The organism is Pseudonocardia sp. TMWB2A (assembly GCF_017312135.1).
Map to the genome: position 1 here is coordinate 3,496,600 of NZ_QKQY01000002.1, position 12,417 is coordinate 3,509,016.

The following is a 12,417-nucleotide window of genomic DNA, read 5'->3' on the forward strand; positions in this document are numbered from 1 at the left end:
TTCAACCATCCGGCTGCGAGGAGGCCCCCGTGACGGCGGTCGAGTACGACCCGTTCGACCCGAGCTTCTACACCGACGACCCGTTCGGGACCTACCGGCGGATGCGCGACGAGGAGCCGGTCCACCGCAGCGAGCGGTACGGCTGGTACGCCCTGACCCGCTTCGACGACGTCCGCGCCGCCATCACCGACGCCGACACCTTCCTCAGCTGCGAGGGCATGGACATCGACGACTCGCGCCTCGAGCACGTCCCGCCGGGGTCGATCGGGTCGATGGACAACCCGCGCCACGACCAGGTCCGCCGGGTCGTGCAGCCGTTCTTCGTGCCGCGGCGGATCGCCCGCCTGGAGGGGGGGATCCGCGGCGTCGTCCGCGAGCTCGTCGGCTCCTGGGCCGGGCGCGACCGGGTCGACGTCGGCCGTGAGCTGGCCTGGCCGATGCCGTTCGACGTGTTCTTCCACCTCATGGGCTTCCCGAGCCGGGCCGAGGCGGGCGACGCCGAGCGTGCCCGCCGCGAGCAGCTCGAGCACTGGACCCACGAGCTGAAGGACCGGATCCCCGGCACCCCGCACCTGGGGCCGAAGGCGAAGGCCGCCACCCCGAAGGTGCAGCAGTACTTCGTCGACGTGCTGGAGTCCCGTCGTCGCGCCGGCCGCGACGACCTCATGACCTCGATGGTCACCGCCGACGTCGACGGCGAGCCGTTCGTCCCGGGGGAGATCACCCCGACCTCCGAGATCAGCGGCCTGATGATGATCCTGTTCCTGGGCGGGGTCGAGTCCACCGCCGGGCTGGTGACCACGCTGTTCAAGCTGCTCGCCGAGAACCCCGACCAGCTGGCGCTGCTGCGGGCGGACCCGTCGCTGGTCCCGGCCGCGGTCGAGGAGGCGATGCGCTGGGCGACCCCGCTGCAGCTGACCGCCCGCACCACCAGCCGCGAGGTGGACCTGCACGGCGTCACCCTCGCCGCGGGCTCGCGGGTCGTGCTGGTCCCCGGCGCCGCGAACCGCGACGAGCGCCGCTTCGCCGATCCCGACCGGTTCGACGTCACCCGCCCGCCCGGGCGCCACGTCGGCTTCGGCGAGGGCGTCCACGGCTGCCTCGGCGCGCCGCTGGCCCGGCTGGAGGCGCGGATCGCCCTGGAGGAGGCGCTGCCGCTGCTCGGGGACTTCACCCTCGACGCGACGCCGCGGTTCTACGCCAGCTCACCCAACATGTACGTCTGGCGGACGATGCCGCTCGCGCTCGCCGCACCGGTCCCCACGGCGGGGCCCGCGTCGCCGCCGCGCCGCCGACCGGCGCCCGGGGCGGAGACCGAGACCGAGGCGACCGTCGTCGCGAAGGACGCCGCGTCCGACGGCGTGGTCACCCTGACCCTGCGCGCCGCCGACGGGTCGCCGCTGCCGGCGTGGCAGCCCGGCGCGCACACCGACCTGCTCTGCGGCGGGGCCACCGCCCGCCAGTACTCGCTGTGCGGCGACCCGGCCGACACCACCACCTGGCGGCTGGGCGTGCTGCGCGAGGACGCCGGGCGCGGCACGTCGCGGCACGTCCACGACGCGCTCGCGGTGGGCGACACCGTGCGGCTGCGCGGCCCGCGCAACAACTTCCCGCTGGCCTGCTCCCCGCGCTACCTGTTCGTCGCGGGCGGCATCGGGATCACCGCGATCCTGCCGATGGTCGCCGCCGTCGACGCGCTGGGCGCCGACTGGCAGCTCGTCTACGGCGGCCGTCGCCGCGCGTCGATGGCCTTCCTCGACGAGCTCGCCCGCTTCGGCGACCGGGTCGTCGTCGCCCCGCAGGACGAGGTCGGCCTGCTCGACCTCGACACCCTGCTCGGCACCCCGCGCGAGGACACGCTGGTCTACTGCTGCGGCCCCGAGCCGCTGCTGGCCGCGGTCGAGCAGCGCTGCGCGGCCTGGCCGGACGGCGCGCTGCACGTGGAGCGGTTCAGCCCGAAGCCGGTCGGCGAGCCGGCCCGGGCGGAGGCGTTCACCGTCGAGCTGGCCCGCACCGGGGTGAGGCTGGAGGTCCCGCCGGAGCGGACGGTGCTCGACGTCGTCGAACGGGCGGGCGCGACGGTGCTGTCCTCGTGTGCCGAGGGGACCTGCGGGACCTGCGAGACCCGGGTCCTCGACGGCGAGGTCGACCACCGCGACTCCGTGCTCGACGACGCCGAGCGGGCCGCGGGGGACTGCATGATGATCTGCGTCTCCCGGGCCCGCTCGGCGCGGCTCGTGCTGGACCTGTAGCCCTCTGGTGCCCTCAGCCCAGGTCGACCCAGGCGCGCTTGTCCACCGACTCGGCGACGGCGTCGAGCACCCGGGCCGCGGCCAGCGCGTCGTCGATCGTCGCGCCGCCCGACCGGCCCTCGGCGATCCCGCGCAGGAACGCGGCGCACTCGGAGACCTTGAGGTCGTCGAAGCCGGTGGGGTTGCCGGCCCCGGGCTGGAACAGCGCGAAGTCGCCGTCGCCGGGGGCGGCCGCCCAGGTCGTCGCGGGCTGGTCGACGTACGACCCGCCCGCGGCGACGACGAGCTCGCCGGGGCGCCGGAAGTCGAACGACAGGTACCCGCGGGTGCCGTGGATCTCGAAGCCGTAGTCGTTCTGGTCGCCGACGGCGACCCGGCTGGCCTCCAGCGTCACGATCGCCCCGCCGACGGCGCGGCCCAGCACCGAGACGAAGTCGAGGTTCTCGACCTCTCCGGTGGGGGCGTCGGCGGCGGCACGGACGTACTGGCTCGCCCCGGCGGGGGCGACCGGGCGGCGGGGGACGAACCGGTCGCCGTCGGCCACGACCGCACCGAGGTCGCCGACCAGGTGACGGACGAGGTCGACGCCGTGCACCGCGAGGTCGTTGAGGACCCCGGAGCCACCGTGCTCCCGGGTGAAGCGCCAGCTCAGCACCCCCGACGGGTCGGCCGCGAAGTCGGTGAGCAGCCGGAACCGGGCGTGCGTGAGGGTGCCGAGGCGACCGTCGTCGATCAGCCGCTTCGCCCGCGCGACGGCCGGCACCATCCGGTAGTTGAACCCGACGGTCGCCTGCACACCCGCGGCGTGCACCGCCCGGGCCACGGCGGCGGTGTCGCTGGAGGACAGCCCGACCGGCTTCTCGATCCAGAGGTGTTTGCCCGCCTCGGCGACGGCGACACCGACCTCGCGGTGGGTGCTGTTCGGCGACGCGACGCTCACCGCCGCGATCGAGGGGTCGGCGACCAGCTCACGCCAGTCGGTGACGGCGCGGGCGAAGCCGTAGCGGGCGACGTGGTCCGCCCCGGCGGCGGCCACCGGATCGGCGACGGTGACCAGGCGCGGCCGCAGCGGCAGGTCGGTGACGTGGTGCGGTAGCCGGGCGTACGCGCGTGTGTGCAGGTGGCCCATCCACCCCGCGCCGACGACGCCCACCCCGATCTCGGTGGTCATGCGGTTCCCTCCGGTTTGACGGCCAGCACCGGGACCGGGCTGTCCAGCAGCAGTCGCTGCGACACGCTGCCGAGCAGCGCCTTGCTCACCCGGCTGCGCCGGCGCAGCCCGATCACGAGCCGCGCCACGTCGCCGCGCTCGGCGATCTCGTCGAGGACGGCGTCGACCGGGTCCCGGTCGCCGGGGCCGTGGCGTTCCAGCACGGCGGCCGCGGCCGGGAGTGGTCCCAGCGGGTCGAGCGTCAGGTTGACCACGACCAGGTCGGTGCCCAGCCGGTCGGCCTCGGCGGCCCCGGCGGCCAGGGCGGCGGCGCCCTCCGGGCCGGCGGCGACGGCGACGAGCACGCTCATGTGCACTCCCTCCCTGTCGGGCTCACGCGTAGCGGGTACGGAACTCGGCCTCGAGCTGCTCCAGCGACCGTCCGCGGGTCTCCGGGACCACCCGGTAGACGAAGACGAGCGCGGCGAGCCCGAGGGCGACGAAGACGAAGAACGAGCTGGCGATGCCGATCGCGGCGACCATCGGCGGGAACAGCAGCGCGACCAGCGCGTTGGCGATCCACAGCACGAACACGCTGATGCCGATGGCCAGGCTGCGGATCTTCAGCGGGAAGATCTCGGACAGGATCAGCCACACCAGCGGGCCGATGGTGCCCTGCATGGAGAACACGAACAGCACGACGAACACCAGGATGAACCAGGCCTTGGCGGTGCCGTCCGGCAGCAGCAGCGCCGACAGCCCGACGAGCAGGTGGAAGGTCGTGGTGAGGACGAACCCGCCGAGCAGCATCGTGCGGCGGTCGATCCGGTTGATCAGCAGCAGGCCGACGGTGACGCCCAGCACGGAGAACAGCCCGTTGAGGGTGTTCGCGACGACGGCGGCGTTCGCCGAGAAGCCGGCGTCACCCAGCAGCTGGGTGCCGTAGTACATGATCGAGTTGATGCCGGTGGCCTGCTGGAAGATCCCCAGCCCGGCGCCGATGAGGATGAGCCGACGGATCCAGCGCACCCCCAGGTCGGTGGCCCCGCCGGTGCGCGAGGCGCGCTCCTCGTCGGCGAGCCGGTGCACCTCGGCCATCTCGGCGCGGGCCCGCTCGTCGGAACGGACCTGGCGCAGCACGGCCAGCGCCTCCTCCTCGCGGCCGCGCGAGACCAGCCAGCGCGGGCTCTCCGGCATCCGCAGCATCCCGACGAACAGCACGATCGCGGGCAGCAGCGCGACCAGCAGCATGACCCGCCAGATCGCGTCGACCTCGCCCCAGACGCTGTAGATGGCCGCGTTCACCACGAACGCCGCGAACTGGCCGGAGACGATCATGACCTCGTTGCGGGTGACGAGCCCGCCGCGGCGCTCCACCGGGGCGATCTCGGCGAGGTAGACCGGGACGGTGGCCGACGCGCCGCCGACGGCGAGGCCGAGCACGAACCGGAAGACGGCGAGGACCTGCCAGCTCGGGGCCAGGACGCAGCCGACGGTGCCGACCATGAACACCAGCGCGAGCAGCAGGATGTTGTGCCGCCGGCCGTGCCGGTCGGACAGCGACCCGCCGACGATCGCGCCGACCGCCGCCCCGAAGATCAGGATGCTGACGACGAAGCCCTCGGTGAGCGGGGTGAGCCCGAGGTCGCGGCTCATCGGCTCCAGGGCGCCGTTGATGACGCCGGTGTCGTAGCCGAAGAGCAGCCCGCCGAAGGTGGCGACGACCGTGATCAGGCCGAGCCGCGACGAGTGCGGTCCCCGGGTGTCGGGCGGCAGTCCGGCGGGGGCGCCGGTCGCTCCGTGCGTGGTCATGGGTCCTCCGCATCGAGGGTGCGTGGCCGGATCCGGGTGGGTCGGGACGCCGGACGGACGGCGGCGGACGGTGTCCGGGTGCACCGGCGCCGGGCGGCCGCGCGGCGGCCACCCGGCGGGTGAGGTCAGGTGTTGGTCGGGAAGCCGAGGTTCAGCCCGGCGTGGCTCGGGTCGAGCCAGCGGGTGGTGACGACCTTGCCCCGGGTGAAGAAGTGCACGCCCTCGGTGCCGTGCGCGTGGGTGTCGCCGAACAGCGAGTTCTTCCAGCCGCCGAAGCTGTAGTAGGCCATCGGCACGGGCACCGGCACGTTGATGCCGATCATGCCGACCTCGACCTCGTTCTGGAAGCGGCGGGCGGCGCCGCCGTCGTTGGTGAAGATCGCGGTGCCGTTGCCGTAGGGGTTGGCGTTGATCAGCTCGACGGCGCGCGCGTAGGTCTCGACGCGCACCACCGACAGCACCGGGCCGAAGATCTCGTCGGTGTAGACGGTCATGTCGGTGCCGACGTGGTCGAGCAGGGTGGGGCCGACGAAGAAGCCGGACCCGTCGGCGTCGAACTCGCCCTGCCTGCCGTCGACGACGACGGTGGCGCCCTCGGACTCGCCGGCGTCGATGTAGCCCGACACCCGCTCCTGGGCCGCCCGGGTGACCAGCGGGCCCATGTCGCAGGAGCGGCGGCCGTCGCCGGTGCGCAGGGCGCGGGCCCGGTCGGCGATCCTGGAGACCAGGGTGTCGGCGATGTCGCCGACGGCCACGAGCGCGGAGACGGCCATGCAGCGCTCGCCCGCGGAGCCGAACCCGGCGTTGACCGCCTGGTCCGCGGCGAGGTCGAGGTCGGCGTCGGGCAGCACGACCATGTGGTTCTTCGCCCCGCCGAGCGCCTGGACGCGCTTGCCGTGCGCGGTGCCGGTCTCGTAGACGTAGCGGGCGATCGGCGTGGAACCGACGAAGCTGACGGACTTGACGTCCGGGCTGGTCAGCAGCGCGTCGACGGCGGTCTTGTCGCCGTTGAGCACGTTGAACACGCCGTCGGGCAGGCCGGCCTCGGACCACAGCTCGGCGATCCAGAGCGCGGCGGAGGGGACCTTCTCCGAGGGCTTGAGCACCACGGTGTTGCCGGTGGCGATCGCGACCGGGAAGAACCACATCGGGACCATCGCCGGGAAGTTGAACGGGCTGATGATCCCGACGACGCCCAGCGGCTGGCGCACCGAGTGCACGTCGACGCCGGTGGAGGCGTTCTCGGTCGCCGAGCCCTTGAGCAGGTGCGGCATCCCGCAGGCGAACTCGACGACCTCCTGGCCGCGCGCGACCTCGCCCGCGGCGTCGGAGAGCACCTTGCCGTGCTCGGCGGTGATCAGCGCGGCCAGCTCCGGGGCGCGGGCGTCGAGCAGCTCGCGGAAGCGGAACAGGATCTGGGTGCGCTTGGTGAGCGAGGTGTCGCGCCAGGCCGGGAACGCGGCCTTCGCGGCGGCGATCACCGCGGCGGCCTCGTCGGCGCTCGCGAGGGGCAGGTGCGCGGTGACCTCGCCGGTGGCCGGGTCGGTGACCTCGGACGTCCGCCCGGAGGTGCCCTCGACCCGCGCTCCCGCGACCCAGTGGTGGAGCGTCTTCTGCAGCGTGCTCGTCATGGTCCTCTTCTTCCTCAGCTGCTCGGGCGCAGGAACGGGCGCTGCGTCGCCTTGTGCTCGTCGTAGACGGTGCGGGCGGCCCGGGTGGAGTCGAGCCCGCTCACCTCCGACACCGGGACATCCCACCAGGACCGCGAGTCCGGCGCTCCGACGAGCGGGTCGGTCTCGACGTGGATCACGGTGGAGTCCTCGGCGGCCTTGGCGGTCTTGACCGCGTCGGCGAACTCGCCGGGGGTGGCGACCCGCAGCACGCGCAGGCCGAAGCTCTCCGCGTTCGCCGCGAGGTCCAGCGGCAGGACGTCGCCGTCGAGCCGGCCCGACCGCGCCGAGCGGTAGCGGTAGCGGGTGCCGAACCGCTGGGAGCCCAGCGACTCCGACAGCGCGCCGATCGAGGCGAACCCGTGGTTCTGCACCAACACGGTGATGATCTTGATGCCCTCCTGGACGGCGGTGGCCAGCTCGGTCGCCATCATCAGGTAGGAGCCGTCGCCGACCAGGACGAACACGTCCCGGTCCGGGCAGGCCAGCCGCACGCCGAGCCCGCCGGCGACCTCGTAGCCCATGCAGGAGTAGCCGTACTCGACGTGGTAGCCCTTGGCGTCCCGGGTCTGCCACAGCTTGTGCAGGTCACCGGGCATCGACCCGGCCGCGCACACCACGACGTCGCGCGGGTCGGACAGGTCGTTGACCATCCCGATGACCTCGCCCTGGGTCAGCAGGCCGCCGGCGCCGGCCGCCGGGACCGCCGGGTGGTAGGCGGCGTCGACGGTCGCGGTCCACGCGGCGTCGAGCCGGGTGTACTCCGCGACGTAGTCCTCGTCGACGCGGTGGCCGGCCAGCAGGGCGGTCAGCTCGGTGAGGGTCTCCCGGGCGTCGGCGACGACCGACACCCCGGAGTGCTTGACGGCGTCGATCGGTGCCACGTTGACGTTGACGAACCGGACGTCGGGGTGCGCGAAGGCGGTGCGGCTCGCGGTGGTGAAGTCCGAGTACCGGGTCCCGACGCCGATGACCAGGTCGGCGTCGCGGGCGATCGCGTTGGCCGCGGTGGTGCCGGTCGACCCGATCGCGCCGAGGCACTGCGGGTGGTCCCAGACCAGCGTGCCCTTGCCGGCCTGGCTCTGCCCGACCGGGATCCCGGTGGCCGCGCAGAACGCGGCCAGCGCCGCGGTGGCGCCGCTGTAGTGCACCCCGCCCCCGGCGACGACGACCGGCCGCTGCGCCGAGCGGATCAGCTCCGCGGCGCGCTCCACGGCCCAGGTCTCCGGCCGCGGGCGGGCCACGTGCCAGGTGCGCTCGGCGAACAGCTCCACCGGCCAGTCGTGCGCCTGGGCCTGCACGTCCTGCGGGAGGCAGACGGTGACCGCGCCGGTCGCGGCCGGGTCGGTGAGCACCCGCATCGCCGACAGCAGCGCGGCGGGCAGCTGCTCCGGGCGCCAGACCCGGTCGAAGTAGGCCGAGACGGGCCGGAACGCGTCGTTGACGGTGACGTCGCCGGCGTCGGGGCGTTCCAGCTCCTGCAGCAGCGGCGACGCCGCGCGGTCGGCGAAGGTGTCGGCGGGCAGCAGCAGCACCGGCAGCCGGTTGATCGTGGCGAGCGCGGCGCCGGTGACCATGTTGGTCGCGCCCGGCCCGACGGACGAGGACACCGCCCACGTCCTCAGCCGGTCGCTCGCCCGGGCGTAGGCGACGGCGGTGTGCACCATCGCCTGCTCGTTGCGGCCCAGCACGTAGGGCAGCAGGTCCGGCTCGGTCAGCTCGGCCTGCAGCAGCGCCTGGCCCAGCCCGGCGACGTTGCCGTGGCCGAAGATGCCGAAGCAGCCCTCGAACAGCTTCTGCCGCACGCCGTCGCGCTCGCTGTACTGCGCGCCCAGGAACCGCACGGTCGCCTGGGCGACGGTCAGCCGGACGGTGCCGCCGGTCGCAGCGCTCATGTCAGTGGCCTCCGTGTCCGGTGAGACGGGGATCGACGGCCTGGTCCGCCCACGTGTCGCGGACCCAGGCCTGGTCGGGGTGGTCGGTGATCCTCCAGGCGCGTTCCTCGCCGGGGCCGGCCATCACGTTGAGGTAGTACATGTCGTGCCCGGGTGCCGCGGCGCACGGCCCGTGCCAGCCCCAGGGGATGAGCACGGTGTCGCGGTCGTGGACCTCGACGGTGATGTCGATGTCGTGCCCGGGGGAGCTGGACGTGCGGTGGAACCCGAGGCCGGGCTGCCCGGCCGGACCGGGGGCGACCTCGAAGTAGTAGATCTCCTCGAGCTCGCACTCGTGAGCGGTCGTCTCGTCGTGCTTGTGCGCGGGGTAGCTCGACCAGTTGCCGCCCGGGGTGACGACCTCGACGCAGATGGCCGACGCGGCCTCGAACACCCCGGCCGCGCCGAAGTTGCGGACCTGCCGCGACGACTGCCCGGCGCCGCGCAGCTCGACCGGCACGTCCTCGCGGGGGCCGTACCGGAACGGCAGCGCGACCTCGGTGCGGGCGCCGCAGAGGGCGAACCGGCCACCGGCCGCGGAGGCGACGGTGACCGACGAGCGCACCGGGAGGTAGGCGAAGTCGGTCGGGCCCTCGAACACCCCGGACCGGCCGGTGAGCTCGTGGGTGGTGCCGTCGCAGGTCACCGTGGCCGAGCCGGACAGCGGCACGAGGAACATCTCCTCCCCGCCGGTCCCCACGACCCGCGACCCGCCCGGGGCGAGCGCGAGGATGCGCAGCGAGGAGTGCTCCCAGCCCGCGGACCCCTGGGTGATCTCCAGCTCCCAGCCGTCGCCGGGGGAGCTGCCTGCGGGGAGGACGTAGCCGGTCACGCCGCCCTCACCTCCTGCGGGCGCACCAGCGACACGGCGGTGTCGACGGCCGCGGCCACGTCGCCGTCCTCGGGGTAGAGCAGTGCGCGGCCGACGATCAGCCCGCGCACCGACGGCAGCTCCAGGGCCGCCTTCCAGGACGCGTAGGTCTCCTCGGGACGGGTGGTCGGGTCCCCGCCCAGGAGCAGGGTGGGCAGCGTCGTCGACTCCATCACCCGCTCCATCTCCTCGACCACGGGCAGCTTCATCCAGGTGTACGCGCTGGACGCGCCGAGGCCCTGGGCGATGTGCACCGAGCGGATGACGGCCTCGGGGGACAGGTCGTTGACCACGCGGCCGTCGATGCGGCGCGACAGGAACGGCTCCACCATCGCGACCAGCCCGGCCCGGTTGGCCTCGCTGACGACCTCGGCGCAGGTCTCCAGGGTCCGGACGCTGGCCGGGTCGGCCAGGTCGATCCGGGTCAGCATCTTGATGGCCTCGAAGCCGGCGTCGACGGTGCCGCGCACGTCGTAGCCGGTGAGCCGGTCGTCGAGCTCGAAGCTCGCGCCCTGCAGGCCGCCGCGGTTCATCGACGACACCACGACCTTGCCCTCCAGCGCACCCAGCAGCAGGAGGTCCTCGAGGATGTCGGCGGTGGCCAGCACGCCGTCGACGCCCTGGCGGGCCAGCGCGGTCCGCAGCCGGTCGAGCAGCTCCGGGCGGCTCGCCATCGCGTCCGCGCGGCCGCGGGCGGCCAGCGCGCCGCGGGCGGGGTGGTCGGCGGCGACGATCATCAGCCGGCCGTCGGCGGGGACGAACGGACGGCGCCGTCGTGCGGCCAGCAGGGCGGGGATGCGCTCGGGCGCCGAGGCCCTGATCTCGCGGACCTCGTCGTAGTCGCGCGCGAAGCTCACGACGCCTCCTTCTGGTTCGGGTCGCCGCCGGCGAGCAGGACGTCGATCTCCGCGGCGGTGGGCATGGCGGTGGAGCACTCCAGGCGGGACGCGACGATCGCGCCCGCCGCGTTCGCCCGGGCCAGCACCGTCTCCAGCGGCCAACCGGCGAGCAGGCCGTGCGCGAGCGAGCCGCCGAAGCTGTCGCCGGCACCGAGGCCGTTGTAGGGGGTGATCGGGATCGGCGGGCTCACGACGCGCTCGGTGCGCGACTTCGCGAGCACCCCCTCCGCGCCCTGCTTGACGACCGCCAGCCCGACGCCCGCGTCGAGCAGCGCGTCGGCCGCCCGCTCCGGGTCGGTCTCGCCGACCGCGACCTCGCACTCCTCGCGGTTGCCGACGGCCACGGTGACCTGGCCGAGGATCTTCTGCACCTGCTCGGTCGCGGCGGCGGGGGAGTCCCAGAACATCGGCCGGTAGTCCAGGTCGAGCACCGTCGGCCCGCTGCCCGCGGCCCGGGCGGCGAGCGCCTCGTGGTGCGCCGAGCGCGAGGGCTCCTCGGACAGCCCGGACACGCTGAGCCAGAACAGCCCGGCGGCGGCGATCGCGTCCCGGTCGAGGTCGGCGGGGGAGACCTGCAGGTCCGGGGCGGAGGGCCTGCGGTAGAAGTACAGCGGGAAGTCGTCCGGCGGGAAGATCTCGCAGAACGTCACCGGCGTCGGGAACTCGGAGTTCGTCACGACGTGCCGGTCGTCCACGCCCAGCCGGTTCAGCTCGCGGCGCACGTAGCGACCGAACGGGTCGTCACCGACCCCGGTGACGATCGCGGCACGCCGCCCGAGCCGGGCCGCGGCCACCGCGACGTTGGCGGTGGTGCCGCCGAGGAACTTCCCGAACGAGGTGACGTCCTCCAGGCCGACACCGACCTGCAGCGGATAGATGTCCACCCCGGCGCGGCCGAAGGTGAGGATCTCAGCGGGGGCGTTCATGGTCCTCGGTGACCTCTCGTGGGCGGTGCGACGGAACGGGCGACGAGGAGAACGGTAGGCCGCGTGCCCGCCGCGGTCAACAGTTTGTACAGACATAAGGACAACCGGACCTGGGCCGGTAGAGTGGTGGACATGGCCACCCGCTCCGACGCCGTCCAGGTCGACGTCCGCCTCGACCGGACGAGTCCGGTGCCGCTCTACCACCAGCTCTCGCAGGCCATCGAGGCCGCGATCGACAACGGCGACCTGCGCCCCGGGGACCGGCTGGAGAACGAGCTGTCGCTCACCGAGCGCCTCGGGCTGGCCCGGCCGACCGCGCGCCAGGCGATCCAGGAGCTCGTCCGCAAGGGGCTGCTGGTGCGCCGCCGCGGTCTCGGCACCCAGGTGGTGCGCCCGGCCATCCACCGCGACGCCCGGCTGACCAGCCTCTACAGCGACCTCGCCTCGGGTGGGCGCGAGCCCGACACCCGGCTGCTGTCGCACGACACGACCACACCGACCGCGGCCGGCATCGACCTCGGCGACGTCATGGCGCCGGACGCGCCGCTGCACGTCGTCCGCCGGCTGCGCTGGGCCGACGGCGAGCCGCTGGCGATCATGACCAACTACGTGCCGGCCCGCTTCGAGCTCGACGACGTCGCCCTGGCGGGGCGCAGCCTCTACGACCTGCTCCGCGAGCAGGGGGCCCAGATCGCGATCGCGCACCAGACGATCGGGGCGCGCCTCGCCGACGCCGAGGAGGCGGGACTGCTGGAGCAGCCCCGCCCGCTGGCGTGCGTCACCGCCGAGCTGATCGTCTACGACGACGCCGGCGCCCTGGTCGAGGTCGGGCGGCACCTGTACCGCTCCGACCGCTACACCGTGCAGACCTCCCTGGTGGTCTGAGCACGGACCGTGCGGTGC

The 12,417-nt window shown here is 73.9% G+C and carries 10 protein-coding genes; 2 read left to right on the forward strand and 8 right to left on the reverse strand.

What is annotated here, in order from left to right:
* The first annotated feature begins 29 nt into the window (after window positions 1–29).
* Window positions 30–2,252 (forward strand): cytochrome P450, encoded by a 2,223-nt coding sequence (locus tag DMP17_RS30935; RefSeq protein WP_337831377.1) that lies wholly within the window; start codon window positions 30–32, stop codon window positions 2,250–2,252.
* Between the two features lie 13 nt (window positions 2,253–2,265).
* Here DMP17_RS30935 and DMP17_RS30940 read toward each other — a convergent pair whose 3' ends face one another.
* The 8 genes from DMP17_RS30940 to iolC form a co-directional block, all read right to left on the reverse strand.
* Window positions 2,266–3,423, reverse strand: a complete 1,158-nt coding sequence (locus tag DMP17_RS30940) for a Gfo/Idh/MocA family protein (protein ID WP_337831378.1) — start codon at window positions 3,421–3,423, stop codon at window positions 2,266–2,268.
* Window positions 3,420–3,773, reverse strand: coding sequence for a universal stress protein (locus DMP17_RS30945; RefSeq protein ID WP_226365323.1), 354 nt, complete (start codon window positions 3,771–3,773; stop codon window positions 3,420–3,422). Before DMP17_RS30945 ends, DMP17_RS30940 begins: the two co-directional genes overlap by 4 nt.
* 22 nt (window positions 3,774–3,795) lie before the next feature.
* A complete protein-coding gene (locus DMP17_RS30950; protein WP_337831379.1) occupies window positions 3,796–5,214 on the reverse strand; it encodes a sugar porter family MFS transporter in 1,419 nt (472 codons plus the stop codon).
* A 125-nt stretch (window positions 5,215–5,339) separates the two neighbouring features.
* Complete coding sequence (locus tag DMP17_RS30955; RefSeq protein ID WP_337831380.1) at window positions 5,340–6,845, reverse strand: CoA-acylating methylmalonate-semialdehyde dehydrogenase; 1,506 nt, start codon at window positions 6,843–6,845, stop codon at window positions 5,340–5,342.
* A gap of 14 nt (window positions 6,846–6,859) precedes the next feature.
* Window positions 6,860–8,779, reverse strand: a complete 1,920-nt coding sequence (gene iolD, locus DMP17_RS30960) for a 3D-(3,5/4)-trihydroxycyclohexane-1,2-dione acylhydrolase (decyclizing) (RefSeq protein ID WP_226356876.1) — start codon at window positions 8,777–8,779, stop codon at window positions 6,860–6,862.
* A gap of 1 nt (window position 8,780) precedes the next feature.
* On the reverse strand, window positions 8,781–9,650 hold the full coding sequence (gene iolB / locus DMP17_RS30965; protein WP_337831381.1) for a 5-deoxy-glucuronate isomerase: 870 nt from the start codon (window positions 9,648–9,650) through the stop codon (window positions 8,781–8,783).
* A complete protein-coding gene (locus DMP17_RS30970) occupies window positions 9,647–10,546 on the reverse strand; it encodes a class I fructose-bisphosphate aldolase (RefSeq protein WP_443217927.1) in 900 nt (299 codons plus the stop codon). Before DMP17_RS30970 ends, iolB begins: the two co-directional genes overlap by 4 nt.
* Complete coding sequence (gene iolC, locus DMP17_RS30975; RefSeq protein ID WP_337831382.1) at window positions 10,543–11,514, reverse strand: 5-dehydro-2-deoxygluconokinase; 972 nt, start codon at window positions 11,512–11,514, stop codon at window positions 10,543–10,545. The genes DMP17_RS30970 and iolC overlap by 4 nt, the downstream gene beginning before the upstream one ends.
* A 132-nt stretch (window positions 11,515–11,646) precedes the next feature.
* Here iolC and DMP17_RS30980 point away from each other — a divergent pair, with 132 nt between their 5' ends.
* A complete protein-coding gene (locus DMP17_RS30980) occupies window positions 11,647–12,399 on the forward strand; it encodes a GntR family transcriptional regulator (protein WP_062402928.1) in 753 nt (250 codons plus the stop codon).
* The last annotated feature ends 18 nt before the right edge of the window (window positions 12,400–12,417 follow it).